The 22,104-nt window shown below is 66.0% G+C and carries 15 protein-coding genes; 5 read left to right on the top strand and 10 right to left on the bottom strand.

Annotated elements, in window-relative coordinates:
• Window positions 1-24: 24 nt before the first annotated feature.
• Together BFD71_RS29310 and BFD71_RS29305 are read right to left on the bottom strand one after the other, a co-directional pair.
• A complete protein-coding gene (locus tag BFD71_RS29310) occupies window positions 25-1,254 on the bottom strand; it encodes a glycosyltransferase (protein WP_176732974.1) in 1,230 nt (409 codons plus the stop codon).
• Window positions 1,251-2,648, bottom strand: a complete 1,398-nt coding sequence (locus tag BFD71_RS29305; protein ID WP_069267801.1) for a sulfite exporter TauE/SafE family protein — start codon at window positions 2,646-2,648, stop codon at window positions 1,251-1,253. Before BFD71_RS29305 ends, BFD71_RS29310 begins: the two co-directional genes overlap by 4 nt.
• A gap of 313 nt (window positions 2,649-2,961) precedes the next feature.
• Between BFD71_RS29305 and BFD71_RS29300 the strand changes: the two genes are divergently transcribed.
• The gene (locus tag BFD71_RS29300) at window positions 2,962-4,125 is read left to right on the top strand and encodes an acyltransferase family protein (RefSeq protein WP_069267800.1); all 1,164 of its coding nucleotides are present in this window, start codon (window positions 2,962-2,964) and stop codon (window positions 4,123-4,125) included.
• 63 nt (window positions 4,126-4,188) lie between these two features.
• Here the strand turns inward: BFD71_RS29300 and BFD71_RS29295 are convergent, their stop codons facing one another.
• Complete coding sequence (locus BFD71_RS29295) at window positions 4,189-5,493, bottom strand: glycosyltransferase (protein ID WP_256094968.1); 1,305 nt, start codon at window positions 5,491-5,493, stop codon at window positions 4,189-4,191.
• Window positions 5,494-5,908: 415 nt separating this feature from the next.
• On the opposite strand from BFD71_RS29295, the gene BFD71_RS29290 reads away from it, so the two are divergent.
• Window positions 5,909-7,156, top strand: a complete 1,248-nt coding sequence (locus BFD71_RS29290) for an oligosaccharide flippase family protein (protein WP_069267799.1) — start codon at window positions 5,909-5,911, stop codon at window positions 7,154-7,156.
• Window positions 7,157-7,185: 29 nt separating this feature from the next.
• Here BFD71_RS29290 and BFD71_RS29285 read toward each other — a convergent pair whose 3' ends face one another.
• Entirely contained in the window at window positions 7,186-8,382 is a 1,197-nt protein-coding gene (locus BFD71_RS29285; protein WP_069267798.1) for a glycosyltransferase, read from the bottom strand.
• 404 nt (window positions 8,383-8,786) lie between these two features.
• On the opposite strand from BFD71_RS29285, the gene BFD71_RS29280 reads away from it, so the two are divergent.
• Entirely contained in the window at window positions 8,787-9,722 is a 936-nt protein-coding gene (locus BFD71_RS29280; protein ID WP_256094967.1) for a glycosyltransferase family 2 protein, read from the top strand.
• Between the two features lie 56 nt (window positions 9,723-9,778).
• On the opposite strand, the gene aroG is transcribed toward BFD71_RS29280, so the two are convergent.
• Window positions 9,779-10,852, bottom strand: coding sequence for a 3-deoxy-7-phosphoheptulonate synthase AroG (aroG, locus tag BFD71_RS29275; RefSeq protein ID WP_069267830.1), 1,074 nt, complete (start codon window positions 10,850-10,852; stop codon window positions 9,779-9,781).
• Window positions 10,853-10,916: 64 nt separating this feature from the next.
• Here aroG and BFD71_RS40835 point away from each other — a divergent pair, with 64 nt between their 5' ends.
• Complete coding sequence (locus BFD71_RS40835; protein ID WP_141710835.1) at window positions 10,917-11,201, top strand: hypothetical protein; 285 nt, start codon at window positions 10,917-10,919, stop codon at window positions 11,199-11,201.
• 78 nt (window positions 11,202-11,279) lie between these two features.
• On the opposite strand, the gene tldD is transcribed toward BFD71_RS40835, so the two are convergent.
• The 3 genes from tldD to BFD71_RS29260 form a co-directional block, all read right to left on the bottom strand.
• Window positions 11,280-12,746 carry a metalloprotease TldD gene (gene tldD, locus BFD71_RS29270; RefSeq protein WP_069267797.1) on the bottom strand — a complete coding sequence of 489 codons (1,467 nt, stop codon included), beginning with the start codon at window positions 12,744-12,746 and terminating at the stop codon, window positions 11,280-11,282.
• A 149-nt stretch (window positions 12,747-12,895) separates the two neighbouring features.
• Window positions 12,896-13,723, bottom strand: coding sequence for a carbon-nitrogen hydrolase family protein (locus tag BFD71_RS29265; RefSeq protein WP_069267796.1), 828 nt, complete (start codon window positions 13,721-13,723; stop codon window positions 12,896-12,898).
• A gap of 88 nt (window positions 13,724-13,811) precedes the next feature.
• A complete protein-coding gene (locus BFD71_RS29260; protein WP_069267795.1) occupies window positions 13,812-18,290 on the bottom strand; it encodes a YhdP family phospholipid transporter in 4,479 nt (1,492 codons plus the stop codon).
• A gap of 319 nt (window positions 18,291-18,609) precedes the next feature.
• Here BFD71_RS29260 and glnE point away from each other — a divergent pair, with 319 nt between their 5' ends.
• On the top strand, window positions 18,610-21,429 hold the full coding sequence (gene glnE, locus BFD71_RS29255; RefSeq protein ID WP_069267794.1) for a bifunctional [glutamate--ammonia ligase]-adenylyl-L-tyrosine phosphorylase/[glutamate--ammonia-ligase] adenylyltransferase: 2,820 nt from the start codon (window positions 18,610-18,612) through the stop codon (window positions 21,427-21,429).
• Here glnE and BFD71_RS29250 read toward each other — a convergent pair.
• Together BFD71_RS29250 and BFD71_RS29245 are read right to left on the bottom strand one after the other, a co-directional pair.
• Entirely contained in the window at window positions 21,426-21,746 is a 321-nt protein-coding gene (locus BFD71_RS29250) for a type II toxin-antitoxin system RelE/ParE family toxin (protein ID WP_069267793.1), read from the bottom strand. The two genes, glnE and BFD71_RS29250, sit on opposite strands and share 4 nt — an antisense overlap.
• Window positions 21,743-22,024, bottom strand: a complete 282-nt coding sequence (locus BFD71_RS29245) for a type II toxin-antitoxin system Phd/YefM family antitoxin (protein WP_069267792.1) — start codon at window positions 22,022-22,024, stop codon at window positions 21,743-21,745. Before BFD71_RS29245 ends, BFD71_RS29250 begins: the two co-directional genes overlap by 4 nt.
• Window positions 22,025-22,104 lie beyond the last annotated feature (80 nt).

Below are 22,104 nucleotides of genomic sequence, written 5' to 3'. Positions count from 1 at the left end.
GAATTTGATGCCGCTTTTTTCAATTTATTCAGCCTGTTCCGCGGGCTCGCCCTGCGCCATGGCGCTCATCGGGCGCCCTGGGCGAAATCGCGCGCCAGCGTGTAAAGGATGTTCCTGCAACAAGCCCAGCAGCGAGCGCACCATGCCATCCATCGCGAAGCGTGCGTCGAACGTGCGCCGGGCCTGAGCGCGCATCGCGTCGCGCGCGCGCTCGTCGAGCGCCCGCCATGAGGCAAAGTTGCGCTGCGTGCCGGCGACCGTGTCGGGCGCAACGAACCCCGCGCCGTCCTCGTCGATCTCGCGCCAGACGCCGACCTTGTCCGAAACCAGTGCGGGCAGTCCGCACGCCAGCGCCTCCGCCACGGAAACGCCGAAGTTCTCCTGGTGCGACGGCAGCACGAACACGTCGCTAGCAAAAAACGCGCCCCACTTCAGGTTGCCCTGCAGCATGCCCGGCCAGCTGATGCGATGTGCGATGCCGTGCGACTGCGCGATCGCCTGCAGCGCGGGTTGCCAGTTACCCTTGTCGGGCCCCGCGATCAGCAGATGCGCATCCGGCGTTTCGCGCGCATGTTCGGCAAACGCGTGAACCAGCACGTCGCAACCCTTCTTCGGGTGCAGACGCCCGAGAAACAGGACGATGCGCTTGTTGCGCAAATGCGGCGACTCCTGCAGGAAGGCTTCGCGCAACGTTTCCGGGTCCTCGCTGGGCGCATTGGTGCCGAACGGCACGACGCGCTCATTGGCGCGGTACAGCCAGAACGATTCGCGCGCAAGCAGGCGTTCTTCGTCGGTCGTGAAGATCACGGCGCAGGCGTCGCGCAGCACGCGGAAATCGGCCCATGGCCAGTACGCCCACTTCTTCAGATGCTTGACCGGATAGGTGGCCTTGAACCACGGATCGAGCATGCCGTGTGTGTACACGTAATACGGCACCTGCGCGTGGCGCAGCGCGCGCCACGCGCCGAAGCCGTGGTATTGCCAGAGTCCGTGCACGATCGCCGCGTCGAAGCGCGTCGCGTTCGCGCGCAGCCACGACACGTAGCCGGGGCAGTATCCGTAGTGCCCGCGGCCCGGCCCCAGCGCGTGCAGCGGGAGCGGAAATTCGCGCACATAGGGCGCGTCGATCGGATCGAGCGACGCCACTTCGATCTGGTGATCGAGCGCCGTCATCGCGAGACCGCTCTGGCGAACGCCCTCAATCGGGCCGCCCGAGCGGGGGTCGACCGTGGAAACGAGGTGCAGGATTTTCATCGGGGCTCCGGAGTCGCATACGTGTTGAGCGGCACCGGCGCCGCCGCGGGCGCCGTGGGTTGGAAGGCCGGTTCGCGCCCGTAGGACGGATGCAGGCGCTGGCGCTTGCGTTGAAGGTCAATGCGGTAATGAAGCTGCGAATACAGCGCGACGATGAGCCCGAGCGCGAGGCCGTAGACGAGGCCCGAGAAACGCGTGCCGAGCGGATTGCCGCCGATCGACGCGCCCGGCAGCGCGGCGAGCACGAGCAGCGCCATGCTGAGCGGCATGAGCATCGGGTGACGCGGCGCGATGCGGCGCCAGCGTCTGAACGCGCGGCCCGCGACGATGAGCGCGACGATCACCGCAAGCGGCATGCAGCCTCCGAACACGATACCTTCGGCGTAGAGCTGGTAGACCCAGAAGTTGTGGCCCGCCACCCAGTCGCTGGTGTTGAAGTAATCGTCCTTGCTGAAGGTCTGGTTCACGTACTGGTAGTAAATCGGCGAATAGCGGTAGAGGTGTCCATAACCCTTGCCGAACAGGACCGAATCCACCGACTCGGTGACCTGGTCGTACTGGTCGCGCATCTCCGCAATACGCGTGACCGTGGTCGGATCGCGGTCGGACTCCGCGTTCTGCGCGGCCGTCACGCGCTGCGTCCAGTGTTCGGTGATGGACGGGAAGAGCCACGCCGTTCCCACGCCCAGCGCGACAACGAACGAAAGCGCGATGCCCGTGCGGAAAAACGATTTGATCAGATGACTGAGCGACGGCGAGGCGAGCCACGCCGCAAACATGGCGAGCAGGATGGTCGCGATCAGCAAACTACGCGTGACGCTCAACAATTCGACGACGAGCGTGGCGAGGAACACGAGTACCATCGTCATGTTGAAGCGCCGGGCGACGATGAACTGGTGCAGCAGCATGGCCTGCAGCGCGAGCATGGTCGGCGAGACGATGCGAAACCGAATGTCGGCCAGCGGCCCGCCGACTGCCAGCAAGCCGAAGAAGAAGGTAAACACGAGGCCCATCACCATCGCGTAATAAAGCGCACGCTGCATCTGCATGACGCGCATGATGTGCCACGGGCGGCACATGGCCCAGTACCCGAGCGCGAACAGCAGGAACGGCAGCATCACGCGCAGGTACTGCCCGACAGGATTGTGCTGCAGCATTTGCGCAATGAGACTGCCGACGAGGCTGGCGACGAGCGCGCCCGTCACGAACGAGCGCAGCCGCGTCGGACGCGCGAAGCGCGGGCCGATCAACGCGAGAATGAGCGCGCCAGCCAGGGCCGGAACGACGGCCAGCCATTGCGCGCTGTGGCCGAACTGGGAGTCCGGTGCCTTATAGTCGAAAGCAAGAGGCACGAGGCACACCCAGAGCCAGAGTGCAGCATGTTTGTTTCGCATCGGCGTTTCTCCCGGTGCGGTGCATAGGGTCGCATACGTTGCGCAAAATACATGCGCGCCGCACGCGTTGGCTCGACTCAATATAAAACGCCGCAAGTGGCTTGCGCATGCGCGTGGCGGGAACCGGCAGGGTTGTGGCGGCAGGAAAAAAATTCTGATTTCACGTGTGGTTTCGCCCACACACCTGGCCGACAAGGAAGGGAACTTGGCGCACGCTGCACGGCGCCTGTGTCCATGATGGGGCCGGCAGGAGTAAATTTTTCATCGTCTGCCTTGCGTAAGAATCCGGCATGGACGTAGCGAGGGAAGGGTCATGAAGCTGCTACACGGAGTGCGACTGTCGACGAAAGGGCGTTCCGTCGAGCTCGACTTCGTGCGTGGCGTCGCGATCTTCGTCGTGATGGGCTATCACTTCCACACGGTGCACACGGGCCATCCCTGGGTGAAAGTGCTCGAGTACCCGCTGAAGAGCTTCGGCCACGAAGGCGTCAATCTATTCTTCACACTAAGCGGCTTCCTGGTGGGCGGGCTGTTGTTGCGCCAATATTCGCAAACGGGCCGCATAGGCGCGCGCCGCTTCATCGTGCGACGGATCTTCAAGATCTGGCCCGCGTATTACGCGCTGATTTTCTTTCACCTGCTTGCCGGCCGCCATCGGTCCGATACGTTCCTCTGGCAGAACCTCACCCACATGCAGAATTACTTCGGCACCTCCATCGCGCAAACGTGGAGCCTCGCTGTCGAAGAGCACTTCTATTTGTTCCTGCCCGCGCTCCTGATCCTGCTCGCGCACTTCCGGCTGCGCGCGAATGCGCTGATCGCCGTGATGGCCAGCCTCTGCGTAGTCGTCCTCAGCGCGCGTTGCATTGCGGTATCCCATGGCGACCTCGTTGGGGCGTTCAACTACACGCAGTACCGCATGGACAGCCTGCTCGTCGGCGTCATTCTCGCGACCGTCTACTGGATGAAGCCCGATCTCTGGCGCCTGCTCGTCGCGAAGAAGCGCTGGCTGTTCGGCGTGGTGGGGCTGCTGCTCGCCTGGCTCATCTTCGCGACGCCCGACGTCGCGCTGGACGAGAGCGTGGGCTACACGATACAGGCCGTGGGCTTTTGCGCGCTCATCATGCTCGTGCTCGAACATTCGGGCGGATTGCGCACGACGTGGGTGTATCGCGGGCTCGCGTGGCTCGGCGTGTACTCCTATGGCATCTACCTCTGGCACTCGCTCGCGCTCGCGCCCGGCGACTATCTGATCCACAAGGCCAGCGCGCTCGGTGTGCCGCCGCTCGCCGCCTGGCCCGTCGTGATCGTCGCGCAGTTCTTCATCGCCTCGGTGCTGGGCTATCTCACCACGCGAGCCGTCGAGTTCCCGTTCCTGCGTCTGCGCGACGCGATGTTCCCCGACATGCGCGGAGCCGTCCCCGCCGAGCGGCCCGACACGAGCGCGGCCGACAACAAGGTCGAAGGCATTGCGTGATCCTTCGTGACTGGATCGGACTGGTTCGGGTTGCTCAATATTTAACGGCGTTCCTGCGAGCGTTCACGCTATCGCGGCCTGAAGCGTGCGCTTGAACTGCTCGAGCGTATTGCACGAAAGGAGGTGTTCGCCGGTGGGCTGCACGGCGTGCGCACCTGCGCGCCAACGCTCGGCGAGTACATCGAGCGCGCGTGCGATCGTGGCCGGCTCGAGGTCGTCGAGCAATGGGCCGAGCGCGCCGTCGCGGCAATACCAGCCGATCAGGCCGTCAGCGCTCGCCACCACGGGCTTGCGGAAGCGGTACGCCTGCACCAGCACGCCGCTCATGCCGTAGTGCTGCTTGTAGCCGAGCCACACGGCGTCGCAGGCGGAAAAGAGTTCGCGCTCCATCTCGTCGGAGATGAACTGGTTGTAGATCACCGGCGCGCTCGCGAGCCGCGGTGCGTGAGCGTCGATGAACGCGCGCGTTTCGTCGTCCTGCTGGCCCGCGATCACGAGGCACGGCGCGTCGGGCTTGTGCTCGAGCGCGAGCATCAGTTCGCGAATGCCCTTGCGTTCGCCGATCGCGCCGTACACGAGCAGGTAGCGCGTATGCGCGCCGAGCTTCAGCTGCTCGCGCGCGAACACGGGGTCCATCGCTTCGATTTCGGGAAACGGGTCGGCCAGGTAGCTGAGCGGCGCCGCGCGCTGCGGCTTCGTGGTCGCGAACCAGTCGGGCAGCGTCGGGTCGATCGTGAAGAGTTCGCGCAGCCCGCGCGAGCGCATGGCACGGCGAAACAGCGCCGACTTGGCCAGGTCGACGAAGCGTCGGCGCGGCGTGCGCAAGCCGATGCGCGCCTGATGAAACGTCATGCCCATGACGATCGCGATCCACGGCGTCTCGCCGAATGGCGAGTCGAACCCCGCGAGCGTGTAGAAGAAGTAGTCGGCGTAGGGCGCGATGACGAGCCGCACGTGCATCGTTTTGCTCACCTCACGCAACGCGCGCGCATAGAAGTTGCGAAAGCGCATGTACACGCTCGCGGCGAAATGCGGGCCAGGCGGAACCGTATGCAGGTCGAGCAGCACGAGGCGCAGATCGGGCCGCGCTTCGCGCACGATGCGCTGCGCGAGCGGATGGTCCGCGTACTCGTTATCAGTCACGACGAGGCAGCGGTGCCCGGCTTCCACGCACGCCTGCGCGATCCACTCGACGTAGCGCCAGCGGTGCCCCGTGAAGTTCGGCTCGATGACGGCGATCCAGTCGCCGCCAACCGACGCGCGGGTGTCCGCAGGCGCGGACGTCACGAGTGTATCGGCCTCGACGTCGCACAGTGCGGCGGAGTCCGGGCTGTTAGGGGCGGCATTGCGATATCTGGCGATCGACACGTTTTCCATGCGGGCGGCCCGATGAGCATTATTACGAACAAAATAGCAGCCGTGCGCAAGCGGCATGCGCCAGATTGCGGGGCAGAGTGGCCGAAAAAACCTGGGGATATGCCGATTGCCTGAAAACTCGTGAATTGCTGCCGCGCGCATTGGCTTTCCATGAGAGGCCGCCCCGCGGTTGGCCGCCCCGCGGATAGCCGTCCCACGGATGGCTGTCCCGCGGATGGCCGTCCCACGGATGGCCGTCCCACGGATGGCCGTCCCGTCTGATTCCACCTGGTAGATGGCGCGTCGTGTACGCCGCCGCGCGGTAAGGTCCAGAACGGGTGGCAAAAACGCGTTCCCAAACATGTTTAAAGGAACTGGGAAAAGGGGCGAAAGCTCCGACTCAGAGATCGACAACAGGAGAGGCATTTTGCGCGTAATGCGGCTGCCAGCCATACCGATCAAGGCCGGCTTCGGACCCGGCGCAGCAACCTGGGTGTTGCTGCAGCAGGTCGTCGTGCGCGGCCTCGTGGCCGTCAAGTTCCTCGTGATCGGGCGCATTCTTGGGCCGTCCGCAATCGGTCTCGCGAGCGTCGCGTTGCTCGCGGTCGCGATTGCCGAAGCGCTCTCCGATACCGGCCTCGCGCAGGCCGTCATACAGGGCCAGTCGCCGCCCACGCGCGCGGAGGCCGGCGCCGTCTGGACCACGCTTGCCACGCGGGGCCTGCTGATCGGTTTGCTGCTCGTCGCGAGCGCGCCGCTCATGGACGCGCAGTTCCACCTGGGCGGCGCGATCGGCCTCGTGCAACTCGCCGCGCTGCTCCCGCTCCTGCGCGGGCTCGCCTCGCCCGCGTATTTCATCACGCAGCGCGAGCGCCACTTCCAGCACATTGCGGCGATCGAAATCTCGTCCTCGTGTCTCGACTGCGCTTTCGGCATCGGGCTCGCACTCGCGGGGGCGGGTCCGTACTCGCTCTTGCTCGGCATGATGATCGGCGAGGCCTTCAAGAGTGTCGTCACGTGGATCGCGCTCTCGCCGCGTCCGCCGATCCGGCTGCGCTGGTCGGGCATCGGCCATTACGTGGGCTTCAGCCGCTGGATCTGGGCGAGCAGCGTGATCATTCTCATCACCAACCAGTTCGACAAGGTGGTGGTGGGCAAGCTGCTCGGGCCGACGCAGCTGGGCGCCTGGCAGATGTCCTCGAAGCTCGCGCAAATGCTGCTCGCCGACGCCGCGCTCGCTCTGTCGCAGTATCTTTTCCCCACGTTCGCCGCGCATCATCGCGGCGGTCCGCAATCGGCCGCACGGCTTTTTCGTCTCTACCTCATGATCGCCGTGGCGGGGCTGGCGTGCGTGGTGATCGTACTGCGCTTCGCCGCCGAGCCGCTCTTTTCGCTCGTGCTCGGCGCCGCGTGGCTGTCGGCCGTGCCGCTCTTTCGCATCTTCGTCATCAACATGGCGATCAGCGCGCTCAACTCGGTGCTCGCTTCGTATCTGCGCGCGGTTGGCGACGCGCGCGCTGTCACGGTGGCGTCGCTGCTTCAGGTCGTGGCGCTTGTCCTGTCCGTGCCGCCTTCGTTGCACCTGTGGGGTGTGACGGGCGTTGCATGGTCGATGACCGTCGGGCTGGCCTCGTGCGCGGCATGGATGCTGTATCGCGTCTCGCGGCAGAAATAAGCCTGAGCGCAGAGGGACTCAAGCGGGATTCAGGCGCGCAGCGCCGCTTCGACGATCTCCGCGAGCTGTTGTCCGAGCGTAGGCGAGTTGAGCTGGCAGTACACCGCGTGCGCGGCGGTCGCGGCTGCGCGCATTTCGTCGGGCGGCATGGACCAGATGCGCCGCAGCGTGGCGGCAAGCGCTCCTTTGCCGCCGTCGCGCGCGAAGAAAAAGCCGCTGCGGCCGTCCTCGACATAACCCGGCTCCGGGCCCATGTGCAGCGGCAGCCGGTCGTGCACGATGGGCGGCAGGCTCAACGCGAACATGTGCACGACGCTCAAGCCCGCCGAGCCGGGATAGCAGCCCACGCGGCAGCGCCGGCTGATGGTCGCGATGGCGTCGTCGTCGAACACCGCGCCATACCAGACCACGTAGTTGCGATCGCTGTACTTGCGTTTCAGGCGCTCGCCGTGCTCGCCGTCGCCGATCACGTGGAGCGTGATGTCGTTGCCATCGGCATGAAGCTGCCCGACCACGTCGATGAGCGGTTCGATCTCCGACCCTTCGCGCAGCCTGCCGATGAACAGCACGCCGCTCTCGGCGCCCGTCTTGGTGGCAGGCTCCACGCCGCACGAGACCGTGAGGGCATTGTTCGCGACGACGAGCTTGGCGAGCGGGCAGCCGATGGCAACGAGCGAGCGCCGTGAAGCCTCGGTATAGCATACGTAGCGCACGGCGAGCGCGACCGCGAGGCGGTAGCAGACCGTGCGCACGAGCCCTGCGCTCTCGTGCCGGTAGAGCCCCTGGCCGTGAATGAGCACAGGCACGCGCATGACGCGTCCGGCGAGGAGCGCGAGCCACAGCGACAGATAGCGAACGTCTGCAAAGATCAGGACTGCATCGGGACGTTCGAAAACGATGCGGCTCAGCACGCGGCTTTGCAGGCGAATCCGCCGCGAGGGCAGGCCCGCGAAACTCGCGATATGCGTTTCGACGAATTCGTCGCACTCGGGCTTCTCACGCGAAAAGCCGTTGGCCTCCACGCCCTCGGAGCACGCGAACACCTTGACGGAGAAAAGACGGTTGAGCGACTCGATGACTTCGATGCGATAGCGCGCGATCAACGGCTGCACGTAGAAGACCACGGGGCGTTTGAGCCGCGCGCCGGATTCGGTTTCGCAAACGGTTGTCCCGGAAGAGATGATCTCGTGTTCCACTGGCTGGCTCTGACGTGTCGACGCAGTCATGTTGAGAGGATCTTTCCGGTGGAGCGGGTTAGTCGGTCATATTTGCGCGAATCTCTTTTAGCAGTTGTAGGCGAGTCTTATCAAAAGAGGAATCCGAAAATTGCTATTGGACGAATTTACCGGGGGGTGCTGCGCTATGGGTGATGCGTAATCGATAAATGCGCAGAAAAAGTGCAATAAATGCGGATTTTATTGACGAAAAAAGAAGCGGTAAAAGGTTCGCCCGTACGCGGCCATGCAGACACGGCGCACTACGCCCCGCATGCGTGCTTGTTCACAAACAGTTGGAATCGGTCGTTGAATAGATCGTTTCGGACAACTTGAATCCGGCCCGACTGGCGGCGCGAGGGCCTCGTGCTAACCTCGGTTCGAGTCGAAACGACCACCGGAATGCGGAGAAACCGATGACAACGCTCGCTACCGATGATCTCGCGTCTTCCGTGGCCGCGAACGGCGCGAAGGCGCGCATGCGTGCCGCGGTGGTGATCGCGACCAAGGGCCGTCCAACCGCCACCGCATGGGTCGTGCGCCTGCTCGCGCGGCAAACCGTGCGGCCGGATCAGATCATCCTTTCGGGCAGCAGCGCAGACGATATCGGACCTTACGATGCCAACGGTCTGCGCGTGGACGAAATCATCGGCACGGCGGGTTCGAGCGTGCAGCGCAATCGCGCGCTCGACGCGCTTGCGCCGGACATCGACATCGTGATTTTCCTCGACGACGACTTCGCGCCCGAGTGTCACTGGATCGAGTTGTGCGTGGAGCTGTTCGAGAGCGACGCGAATCTCGTGGGCGTCTCGGGCCGCACGCTGCGCGACGGCGCGAACACGCAACCGATCGCATGGGAAGAAGCCATCGCGCTCGTGGATGGCGCGCAAGCCGAAGTGATGCGGCGTCCGCCGCTGCGGCCCTGCGTGGAGCTGTATGGCTGCAACATGGCGTGCCGCGCGCAGGCCATCGCCGATCTGCGCTTCGACGAGCGTCTCGTGCTGTACGGCTGGCTGGAAGACAAGGACTTCTCGCGGCGCCTCGCGCGCCGTGGCGGGCTCGTGTACTGCGACTATCTGCTCGGCGTGCACCTCGGGCTGCGAGGCGGGCGCGTTTCGGGCCGCCGCTTCGGCTATTCGCAGGTGGTCAACGCGATGTACCTGTGCAACAAGGGCGTGATGTCGCGCAAGGAAGCGACCAGCAACATCCTGCGTGCGCTCAGCATGAACTGCGTGAAGTCGGTGCGCCCGGAGGCGCATCTCGACCGGCGCGGCAGGCTCATCGGCAACGTGATCGGGATTGCCGATCTGTGCATCGGCGCGGTGCGGCCCGAGCGCGCAGAGCGGCTTTGATTCACGCGCAGCGCGGCATTAAATGACCGCACCGCGCGCTCCGATGCGTGCGGCGCTCAGTTGCCCGAACCGCGCGCAATGCGACGCTGCTTCACCGCTTGCGCGAGCCCTTCGAGCACGCCCACGCTTTCGTCCCAGCCGATGCACGCATCGGTGATGCTCTGGCCATAGGTCAGCTCGCAGCCTTCCTTCAGGTCCTGGCGGCCCGCCACGAGGTGCGACTCCACCATCACACCGACGATGCGCTCGTCACCCCCCGCCACCTGGCGGCCGATGTCGGCGCACACCGGAATCTGGTTCTCGTGCTTCTTCGAGCTGTTTGCGTGGCTCGCGTCGATCATGAGTCGCGCGGCGAGACCCGCCTTGCCGATATCGCTGCACGCGGCGTTTACGCTATCCGCGTCGTAGTTCGGCGTCTTGCCGCCGCGCAGAATCACATGGCAGTCCTCATTGCCCGCGGTCGAGACGATAGCCGAGTGGCCGCCCTTCGTCACCGAAAGGAAATGATGCGGCTGCGAGGCGGCCTTGATCGCGTCCACGGCGATCTTCACGTTGCCGTCCGTGCCGTTCTTGAAGCCGACCGGGCACGACAACCCCGAAGCCAGCTCGCGGTGCACCTGCGATTCCGTTGTGCGCGCACCGATCGCGCCCCACGAGATGAGGTCGGCGATGTACTGCGGGCTGATCATATCGAGATATTCGGTGCCGGCGGGCAGGCCCAGCTCGTTGATCGAGACGAGCAATTCGCGCGCGGTGCGCAGACCGTCGTTGATCTTGAAGCTGTTGTCGAGGAACGGGTCGTTGATGAGGCCCTTCCAGCCCACCGTCGTGCGCGGCTTCTCGAAGTACACGCGCATCACGATTTCGAGTTCGTTCTTGAAGCGCTTGCGCTCTTCGACGAGCTTCTTCGCGTAGTCGACCGCGGCCTTCGTGTCGTGAATCGAGCACGGCCCGATGATGACGATCAGGCGGTCGTCCATGCCGTGCAGGATGCGGTGCATGGCGCGGCGCGATTCGAAGATCAGCGTGGAGGCCGCTTCCGAGCAGGGGAATTCGCGGATCAGGTGAGCGGGCGGCGTGAGTTCCTTGAGTTCGCGAATGCGGACATCGTCGGTGTTGTGCGGGGGCATGGTCGTTTTCTCCTGATCCTGTGCGTAGCGTGCGTCGTTCGGACGGTGCTTCAAATTCGGTTAGATGAAGGTGCGGCTCGCAACTGTTGTCGAAACTGCGGGGCGAAAAAAAAACCGCCAGGCTTGGCTGGCGGTTTCTCGTGTGTTCGGGGTCCTGCGCGTACTATCAACCCTCTCGATCCGCCAGCGGTCTGAGATACCAAAAGAAGTAAAAATAAAACTTCGTGGCGAACATGGCGGGTCTTGTCTGAACGTTCGTTACGTCGAAAGGGTGATTGCCTTTATAACCCGGCCGTCTCGTGGCTGGCAAGCAGGGTGCGGTAAAAAAGCGGATTATCTGCGCAAATAACGACTCATGTGCAGAAAATCCGCATAGCGATGCGGAATTCCCGCATCGCCGTGCATGGAATGCGCGCAGGCCAAACGCTTAAACCGTGCCGCCGACCGTCATGCGGTCGATGCGCAGCGTCGGCTGACCCACGCCCACCGGCACGCTCTGCCCCTCCTTGCCGCACACGCCCACGCCCGAATCGAGGCGCATGTCGTTGCCGATCATGCTCACGTACTTGAGCGATTCCGGGCCGCTGCCAATGAGCGTCGCGCCCTTCACGGGGTAGGTGATCTTGCCGTTCTCGATCATGTAGGCTTCGGAGGCCGAGAACACGAACTTGCCGTTCGTGATGTCCACCTGACCGCCGCCGAAGTTCACGGCATACAGACCGTTCTTCACCGAGCCGATGATTTCCTGCGGGTCCTTGTCGCCGTTGAGCATGTACGTGTTGGTCATGCGCGGCATGGGCAGCGCGGCGTACGACTCGCGGCGCGCGTTGCCCGTCACGGGCATCTTCATGAGGCGCGCGTTCAGCGAGTCCTGAATGTAGCCCTTGAGAATGCCGTCCTCGATCAGCGTCGTGCACTGCGTGGGGTTGCCTTCGTCGTCGATATTGAGCGAGCCGCGGCGGTTGGGCAGCGTGCCGTCGTCGACCACGGTCACGCCCTTCGCGGCTACCCGCTCGCCAATGCGCCCGGCGAACGCCGACGAGCCCTTGCGGTTGAAGTCGCCTTCGAGGCCGTGGCCGATCGCCTCGTGCAGCAGCACGCCGGGCCAGCCCGGGCCGAGCACGACGGTCATCGCGCCGGCGGGTGCCGGGCGCGCTTCGAGGTTCACGAGCGCAGCATGCACGGCGTCGTCCACGTACTTCGACAGGAGGTCGTCGGTGAAATAGCCATAGTCGTAGCGGCCGCCGCCGCCGCCGTTGCCGATCTCGCGGCGGCCGTTCTGCTCGGCGATCACCGTGACCGAGACGCGCACGAGCGGGCGGATGTCGGCGGCGAGCGCACCGTCACTGCGGGCCACGAGCACCACGTCGTACTCGCCCGCGAGCGCGGCCATGACTTGCGTGATGCGCGGATCGCGCCCGCGCGCCATCTCTTCGATGCGCTCGAGCAGCTTCACTTTTTCGGTGGCGTCGAGCGAGCTCAACGGGTCGGAGGGCAGGTACAGGTCGCGGCCCGTAATGCCCGTGAGCGACTTCGCCACCTGGATCTTCTGCTTGCCGCCGCCCGCCTTGGCGATCGAGCGCGTGGCGATGGCGGCCTGGCGGATCGCTTCGGGCGAGAGGTCGTCGGAGTAGGCGAAAGCGGTGCGCTCGCCGGACACGGCGCGCACGCCGACGCCCTGGTCGATGCTGAAGCTGCCCGACTTGACGATGCCTTCCTCGAGGCTCCAGGCCTCGCTGCGCGTGGTCTGGAAGTAGAGATCGGCGTAGTCGATGCGATGCGTGAAGATCTCGCCGAGCGTGCGCGTGAGCACTGCCTCGTCGAGGCCGTAGGGCGTGAGGAGCAGGTCCTTCGCGGTCGCCAGATTGCGGATGCCGGGTTCGATGATGTTCATGCGCTCTGTGGGATCAACGATAAAGTCTGTCAATGGAGATTCGGGCGCGGTGCTGCTAAATCAAGCGCCTTAAACGGAGAACTCGCGTGGAATTCGATGGGGTTCATTCGCGGGGCCAGTCGTCGCGTGCGTTGCATGCGTTACGTGCGTCATGCGCAGTCGAGCACGCGGTGACGCCACGCCGGAAGGCTCGCGCGCACGCTGGCGATGCGCTCGAGGTCGATGTCGCCGGCCACCACGCCCGGGCCTTCGTCGCGCACGTCGACGATCTCGCCCCACGGGTCGACCAGCATGCTGTGGCCCCATGTGCGGCGGCCGTTCTCGTGCGTGCCGCCTTGCGCCGCGGCGAGCACGTAGCACTGGTTCTCGATCGCGCGGGCGCGCAGCAGGAGCTGCCAGTGGGCGCGGCCGGTGGTGTAAGTGAACGCTGAAGGCACGACCATCAGTGCGCAGTCCCCCATGCGCCGGTACAGCTCGGGAAAGCGCAGATCGTAGCAGACCGACAGGCCGACACGGCCAAACGGGGCCTCGAACGTGCGCACCTCGGCGCCGGGCCGGATCGTGCGCGCTTCGTCGAACGATTCGGCGCCTTTTTCGAAATTGAAGAGGTGGATCTTGTCGTAACGCGCGCGCTCCTCGCCGCTCGGGTCGAACACGAGCGTGGTATTGAGCACACGGGTTTCCTCGGGCGCATTCAGCGGCAACGTGCCGCCGATCACCCACACGTCATGGCGCCTCGCGGCATCGGCGAGAAAACGCTGAATGGGGCCGTCGCCGTGGGGCTCGCGGATCGCCAGTTTGTCGCTGTCCTTGTGACCCATGAAGCAGAAATATTCGGGCAGCAACACGAGGCGCGCGCCCGCGGCGGCGGCTTCGGCGATCAACTGGTCCGCTTCGGCGAGATTGCGCTCGCGCTCGGGCGTGCTGACCATCTGCAGCGCGGCGACGCGAAACGGGTCGAGGGGGGGAGCGCTCATCGGCAGATCTTGATTGAGTTTCGGGATGCATGGCACGCATACCGCGTGCCCACGACGCGGCGCACCTGGCGGCAACTCAGTGCGCAAATCAGTGCACTGCGGCCGGCGCCTGCGCGTCCATCTTACCCTGATCGCCATGCAGCCGCTCGATGTGCGGTTTGGCCCACGGGCCCGTAATCGCGAAGTCCATCGCGAAGGCGTGCTCGAGCGTTTGCGAGAGCACGACGTCGCCGATCAGCGCGCCGAGGCCGAAGAGCGGATTGATGATGGCCGCCGCGACCACGCCCGCGCCCGCGCTGACCGTCGGCACCACGTGCACGTGCAGGTCCTGGGTTTCGTGCGCGAGGTCGACGCTGCCCGCCATCGTCGCGCGCCCGGGGGCGGTGACGAGCTTGAAATCGTTGGTGCTGCCAATGCCGTTCTGGATCCGCGCGGTGGCCGTCGCGCTCGTGAAGGGCAGGCCTTCGCCGATGACGTCGCGGAAGTCCGTCGTGAGGAAGCGCGCGAGGCTTTGCAGGCTCAGCACGCCGAGCAGCCTTGCCACGCCCGGATCGACCTTGAGGATCTGGCCGTGTCGCAGGTCAAGGGCGAGGTTGCCGTTGAGCGACGGGAAGTCGATGCGCGTGGGGCCGCCTTGCCATTCCAGGTTGCCCGCGAGCGTGCCCGAGCCGTTCTTGAGCACATGCGGCCGGCCGGCGCGTTGGAGCAGGGCGCCGGCGTCCTTGATGTCGAGATGGAAATCGAGCGCCGTGCGGCGCGCCGTGTACATGCCGGCTGCGGCCGAATCCTCGCTGGCTGCCGTGTCGCCCACCGCGCGCCAGTTTTCCGTGGCGGTGAGGTGCGCGTCCGGGTTGCTGATGTCGAGCTGATCGAGCTGCCAGACCGGCACGCCGTTGTCGTCGAAGTTGTGCGCGTTGACCTGGAGACGGCCGAGGTCGCGATCGCGCACGATGAGCTGGTTCACGACGAGGTCGATCGACGGCATGTTCTGCGCGGGCTGCGACATCGCCTGGCCGAGCAGGTCGTTTTCGGTGGCAGCGGGCACGGTGAGGCGCGCGAGCCGCGCTTCGAGCGTGCCCGGTGCGCCCGGCACGGCGCCGGGCTTCCACGAGACGTGGCCCGAGACCTGGTTGGAGGCGACGTTGGCCTGCCATTCGTTGCCGCGCTCGCCGGTGCGCGATGCGCCGAGCACGACGTTCTCCCAGTGGCGCTTGAGCAGCGTGAGCGTGCCGACGTGGACCGCGAAGCGCGAAGGCAGGAACTGGCCGACCGCGCCGTTGGGGGCGAGCGGCGACGAGGCGGCGGGTGGCGCGGCCGCCGTGGTGGCCGTAGTGGCCGATGCCGGGCTTTGCGGCGCGGCAGCCGCGGCGCTGGGCACGGCAGATTCGGAGGTTGCGCCCGGGGCCGCGTCTTGATTTTGAGCCATCCGCTCGGCCGCTCTTTCTGCGGCGGTTCGCGGCGGGGGAACCGCCGCCCGCGCGCCGCTTGCCGCCGCTCTCGCAGGCGTCGCGCCCTGGGCCTGGGCCGCCGCGGTCCCGCGCAGCTGCTGCACCACGGCGCGCCAGGCGTCGGCGTCGAAGGTGGGCAGGTCGACGGCGGCGGCCACGCCTTCCGAGGGTAGATCGGCCGGGCGGTTCATGCCGATCGCGCCGCGCACGACTTCCGGTACGTGACCCGGATGGCGGCGCATCACGTAGCGCGCGGCAAGCGGCCCGAGTGTGAGTTCTGCATGTTCGAACGCGGCGTCGTCGGCCCTGGCATCGGCGCCGACGGCGGATTCGGCGGGCGTGCCCGTGCCCGGCTGCAATTCGAAGTTCAGCGGCATCGGCGTGCCGGCGGCCTTGCCGAACGGCGCGGGCAGGTCGAGTGCGAGGCCGGTGAGATCGGCGTTCGCCTTCACGTCGGGCAGGCGCCCGCGCTGGCCGGCTACTGAAAGCGAGTAGGGCGCCGCGCCCGACAGGCGTCCGAGCGCCGCCGCCGCCATGCCATGCAGGTTCAGGCCACGCGCCGCATCGACCGCGACGTCGCCGGCCACGTCCACCTTATAGTGCCCGTCGTCGCGCATGCCGCCGCTCGCGCGCAGGTCGCCGCCGAGAAAGCGCGCCGTGAGCCGGTCGACATTGGCGCTGTGGTTCGTGAAGCGCACCTGCCCGGTGAGTTTCGAGACCGGCGGCACGTTCTTCGCGGTGAGCGTGTTGTTCTCGAAGCCGATGGCGCCCGCGAGCAGCACCTTCGGCATCGGATGGCGCGGGATCGTGAGTTTGAGTGCGAGCGTGGACTGCCCTTGCGCACGCACCTTCGCGGTGGCGTGCTTCGACATATAGCCGATCGAGCTGTTGTCCGCGTAGTCGAGCAGGTCCGCGAGCGGCCCGCGCCCGCTGCCCTCGATCACGATATCGGAGCCCTTGATGCCCAGTTCCTCGATGCGCCCGCTCACGTTGCGCAGCACGAAGTTGCGGTAGTGGCCGCGATCGACGTCGAAGCGCAGCTTGTTCTCATGCAGCTTGAACACGCCGTCGATGCCGTCGAACGCCGGCCAGACGTTCGGCGCGCCGTTGCGCATCGTGCGCGGCGGGAACGGCGACGGGTCGAAGCGGCCGCCCGTGAACGGCGCGACGATGCGGAACTGGCCCGCGTCGGGGTCGCGCGAGTAGGGGAATTTGGTGAGGTCGCCGTGGATCTCGATCGTCGCACCCTTCGACAGGCCCGCCTGCAGGCCGTGGCCGAGATAGATGCGCGTCTTCTCGCTGATGGCGGTGGGCAGGTAACGCGGGATGGCCTTGACCTTGGCCTCGTCGAAATGCGCGACGAGGTCGAGCGAGCCGCGTCCCTTGCCGGGGTTCGTGTAGTGCGCGGTCATCTTCGCGCGCGCGTCGGCGTTCTCGATGCCCAGGTTCGCGACATCGACGGTGAATGCCTTGAGCCGGTTGCCGGGCTCGCGCTCAGCGGCCACGGTCCATCTGGCCGCGCCCGAGAGCCGGTCGAACGTAAGGCGGGGATTGTCGAACACGCCAGGCAGCGTGATGGCGACGCTGTTCGTGTCGAGGTCGATGGTGCCGTGCGACTCGTCGGCGTCGATGTGCCCCCAGAGATTCTCGACCCCCGGCAGGCCCGCGCGCGGGTGGCCGCGCGGCGTGAGGCCCGGCCCCGGCTCCTGCGCATTCATGCTGATGCCCTGCAGGTCGCCCCTGAAGCGATAGTGGGTGACCGGCTCGACGCTGGTGGAGCGCTGCTCGGCAGCCGCTTCACCCGACTCGGGCTTCGCGCGCTCGAGGGAGAGGTCGTAGTTTGCCACCAGCCCGCGCGGGTCGAAGCGCACGAGCGCGCCCTGCACGCGACCGGGCAGCGGCAGCGCGCGCATGAACTCGGCGAGGATGCCGAGATCGATGCGATCGCCGCGCACGCTCATGAGTTGGCCATGCTGGAGCGTTTGCTGGCGAAAGCGCGCATCGAGCGTCGTGAGCGCGAGCGAGCGCGTGAGCGGCGTGCCGTCGTCGAGCGGCGGCTGGCCCAGTTCCGCGTGCAAGTCGCGCAGCTTGAGTGCGTAGTCGTCGGGCTGGATGCCGAGGCTCCAGTGGAAGCTCGCGACCGGCATGTCGAGCAGCGGCTGCGTGGGCCGCGTGCGCAGCGAGATGTTTGCGCCTTCCAGCGCGCCGCTCGCTTCGAGGATGCGTCCGTTCGAAAAGTGCGCCCAGATCGAGTTGTCGATGCGCCCCGCGTAGGTGGCGATCGGGAAGTTGATGTAGCGCGCGAGCGTGGGCAGATCGACGGGGCCGGTCGAGAGATAGGTGTCGCCCGTCCAGCTGATCGGCTTGCCGGCCTGTGCGTAGCGCGCGTGCGTGAAGTGCGCGCGGAAGTCGAGCGGGCCGTGCAGCACGGTGCCCTCGGCCGGCGCCTGGAGCGCGACGCGATGATCGTACCCGTCGTTGAGGATCGCGAGGCGGATGTGCGAGAACGCGAGGTCGGGCACGTCGCGCGTGGCGTCGTGCCAGCGCAGCGTGCCGCCGCGCAGCACGACGGCCTGCTGGCGCATGAGCCACGTCGTGAAGGTGGCGTTGCCCGTGTGTGCGGTGGGCACCGGCACGCCCGCCACGGTGAGCGTGCCGTCGTCCTCGCGCGCGATGTGCACGTCGGGCTGCTCGACCACAATGCTCGAGAGCAGCGGTTCGAGCAGCACGACCGAGCGCCACGACACCGAAGCCGTGGCGTGCGGCACGTCGAGCGCGATGTTGCCGTGGCGGTCGCGAATCGTCAGATCAGTGACGTCGATGCCGGGCTGGAAGCCTGACCAGTGCGGCGCGAGCTTGCCGATGCGCAATTCGGCGTGAATCTTCGAGGAGACGAGCTGCTCGATGCGCGGACGCAAGTTGTCCACGTATGGCAGCACGACATAGCGCAGACCGAGCAGCAGGACAGAGACAAGGAAATACAGGACGAGCGCGATGATCGCCAGCACGCGCAGTGTGTGGCGCAGGACCGGGTGATGATGGTGCGGACCCCCTGGCTCGGTAGCCTGGCTGGCATGTCCAGATTGGGGTAGGCCGGCGTGATCGTTTCGCTCGGACATGCTGCGGCGGGTGGGGTATGGTAGCGTTGCGTTCTAACGACGAAATGTATCACAGAGGGCCGTCAGAAGGCCCATCCGGGGAAGCCGGGATGGCCGCTCGGCGCGTGACACGCATGATTTTTTGCACTGCAGTGGCGGCTATGCCGGACGCATCGGCGAGACAGACCTCGAGAGCCCGTGGGCGGTGCATGCGTGGCGCGGGGCGAACCCTCGCGGTCGAACCGTCGAGATCGGCATCGTCGCATCGACACCGTCATCAACCCAGGCGCGCGCAGCGACACAACAGCGAACAGCGAGCCTTCCCGGCAAGCAGCACTTCATGACTGACATCCCTCTTCTGAGTTCCAGCTATTCCCGCTATGCAGCACGGGCTTACGCCGCGCGCCCTGGCCTCGCGGCGCAGGTCGAGGCGCTCGCCGCGGCACCGCTCTCGCGCGAACGCATCGTCGCGCGGCTCGACGCGTTGAGCGGGGAACTGCTCGCCGAAGCAAACGCCGCACCTGGCGCAGCGCTCAACGACGAGCAGTTGAAGAAGGTCCTGCGCCAGTTGCGCGTGGAAGTGATCTGCGCGGTGATGGAGCGCGATCTCGGCGGCGTGGCCGACGTCGCCGAAGTGACCGGCAGCATGACCGATCTCGCCGAAGTCACGATCCAGCGCGCGCTCGCCTGCGTGAGCGCCGACCTCGAAACGCTCTTCGGCGAGCCGCGCGGCCCGGGCGGCGAGCGCCTCACGCTCGGCGTGGTGGGGATGGGCAAGCTGGGCGGACGCGAGCTGAACGTTTCGTCCGACATCGACCTGATCTTCGTCTACGAGGACGACGGCGAAACCACGGGAGGCCAGCGCGCGCCCATCGCCACGCAGGACTTCTTCACGCGCGTGGGCAAACGCCTGATCGCCGCGCTCTCCGACGTGACGGCCGATGGCTTCGTGTTTCGCGTGGACATGCGTCTGCGCCCGAACGGCGACTCCGGGCCGCTCGTGTGCAGCCTCGGCATGCTCGAAGAGTACTTCTACGTGCAGGGCCGCGAGTGGGAGCGCTATGCGTGGATCAAGGGGCGGCTCGTTTCCGAGGACGAGAGCGACAGCGCGCTGCGTCTTGCCCGTCAGCTCGATTCGCTCGTGAAGCCATTTGTCTACCGGCGCTACCTGGACTTTGGCGTGATCAGCGCAATCCGCTCGCTGCACTTGCAGATTCGCCAGGAAGCGCAGCGGCGCGCCATGATGCGCCCCGACAAGGCCGACGACATCAAGCTCGGGCGCGGCGGGATTCGTGAGATCGAGTTCAGCGCCCAGGTGTTCCAGCTCATTCGCGGCGGTCAGGACGCGGGTTTCCGCGTGCGCCCGACGCTCGCGGTGCTCGGCTACGCCGCCGCGCGTGGACTGATCGCGCCGGAGGTGTGCGGCGAGCTCGCGCGCGCCTACAACTTCCTGCGCGACCTCGAGCATCGCCTGCAATACCGCGACGATGCGCAAACGCACGCCATGCCTGTCGACGCCGAGGAGCGCGCGGCGCTCGCGAAGTCGATGGGCTTTGCCGACTACGCCGCGCTGATGACGACGCTCGACGGCCACCGCGACAACGTCGAGCGCCAGTTCGTGCAGATTTTCTCCGACAAGATGGGCGGCGAGGGCGGCTGCGGCGCCTCGGAAGACGGCGCGGCGGCATGGGTCTGGAGCGGTGCGCTCATGGAAGAGGGCGCCGAAGACTCGTTGCTCGAACGTCTCACGGAACTGGGTATCGACGACCCGGCGCCGCTGCTCGCGCGCCTGCGCGGACTCTGGCAGTCGGCGCGTTACGCGGGGCTGCCCGAGAAGAGCCGCGAGCGCTTCGATAGCGTCGCGCAGCGCGCGCTCGAAGCTGCACGCACGCTCGAGCCGCGCGAGCGGCGCGGCGACACGCTCGCGCGCATGTTCGACCTGCTCGAAGCCGTGATCCGGCGCGGCGCGTATCTCGCGCTGCTCTGCGAATATCCGGATGCGCTCAGCCGCGTGCTCAAGGTGCTGGGCGGCTCTCGCTGGGCGGCGGGCTATCTGATCCGCCATCCGCAACTGCTCGACGAACTGCTCGACGACGAGGCAGTTGCATCGCCCTTCGACTGGCCTGAATTCTCGCGTCTGTTGCGCGCACGGCTCGCCGCTGCCGCCGACGTCGAACAGCAGATGGACCTGCTGCGTCACGCGCACCAGGCCGAGGTGTTCCGCATCCTGCTCAACGACCTGGCGGGGCGGCTCTCGGTGGAGCACGTGAGCGACCGGCTCTCGGAGCTTGCCGACGCCGTGCTCGACGTGACCATCGAGACCGTGTGGAAGCAGTTCGCCAAACGCCATCGCGAGGTGCCGCGCTTCGCGGCGATCGCTTACGGCAAGCTGGGCGGCAAGGAGCTGGGCTACGCGTCGGACCTCGACATCATCTTTCTGTACGAAGACGAGGACGAGCGCGCCTCGGAGATCTACGCGACCTTCGCGCGCCGCCTCATCACGTGGCTCACCACGGCCACCGGCGCGGGCACGTTGTTCGACGTCGATCTGCGCCTGCGGCCGAACGGCGAGTCCGGGCTGCTCGTGACCGACCTCGATGCGTTCCGCCGCTACCAGCTGCGCGAGGGCGACGCCGCGAACACGGCGTGGGTCTGGGAGCACCAGGCACTCACGCGTGCGCGCTTCTCGGCCGGGGACGTGGCGATCGGCAGCGCCTTCGAGGCGATCCGCGTGCAGGTGCTGACCACGCCGCGCGACGCCGCGCCGCTCGCGAAGGAAATCGTGGAGATGCGCCAGCGCGTGGAAGACGGCCACCCGAACCGCACCGAACTCTTCGACCTGAAGCATGACCGCGGCGGCATGGTGGACATCGAGTTTCTCGTGCAGTACTGGGTGCTGCTGCATGCGGCGCAGGACCCCGAGCTGATCCGCAACACGGGCAATATCGCGTTGCTGCGCGAGGTGTCGCGCTTCGGGCTCATGAGTGAGGAGGAGGCCGAGACGATAGGCTCGGCGTACCGGCTGTATCGCAAGCTGCAGCATCAGTTGCGGCTCGACGGGATGGAGAAGGCGCGTGTCGATCCGGCGCGTGTGGAGCGCGAGCGCGAGGCCGTGCTGGCGTTGTGGAAGCGCGTGTTCGGGGAGCGCGGGGAGGCTTAGGGCCGCAGCAAAAGCCTGGCCAGAACGTCCTTCAGGTCTCTGCGGGTGTCGACGATCAAATGGATATAGATCATCGGATCGTCAATCTCGTAGATGATGCGGTTCATGCCGCTTACTATCTGCCGATAGTTCGTAGAGCCCAGTTCCGCGAGCTCAGGGGGAACGTGCCCATTTCGGGGAAATGCCTCGAGTTGTTCAATATCGTCGCGAATCTTCGCCGATGTTTCACGCCAGGCCTTCGGGCCGAATTTGGCGATCACGTAACGTCGAATGTCTTGCATGTCGGTCCGCGCCGACTGGAGGAAGACGGCCTTCATGCAATACCGTCGTCCTTGTCCATCTGCTCCAGTTCAGTGAAAACATCACTCGCCGGAATGTAACGACCGGCTTCGATGTCCTTGCGCCCCAGCGTCAGAATCTTCAGAAGTGCTAACGTTTGTTGCATATCCTCGTAGGATTGTGCGTCCTGCACGACGACCCGAGCTTCACCGTTTTGGGTGATCAGCATCGGCTCGCCACTTTCCGTGATCTCGCGGACGATCTCAGCGGCGTGGCTCTTCAGATAGCTAATGGGCTTCACCTGGCTGGGCTTCATCTCCGTTCCTCGGGCTGGCATGTCAATAGGACTAAATATAGACCTAAATTCGGACTGATTGGAGGCAATATTTAGGGTTG

It is taken from the genome of Paraburkholderia nodosa, from assembly GCF_001718195.1.
GTDB classification, from domain to species: domain Bacteria; phylum Pseudomonadota; class Gammaproteobacteria; order Burkholderiales; family Burkholderiaceae; genus Paraburkholderia; species Paraburkholderia nodosa_A.
The sequence above is the reverse complement of the archived record's forward strand: the minus strand, read 5'-3'. Positions and strand labels throughout refer to the sequence as shown.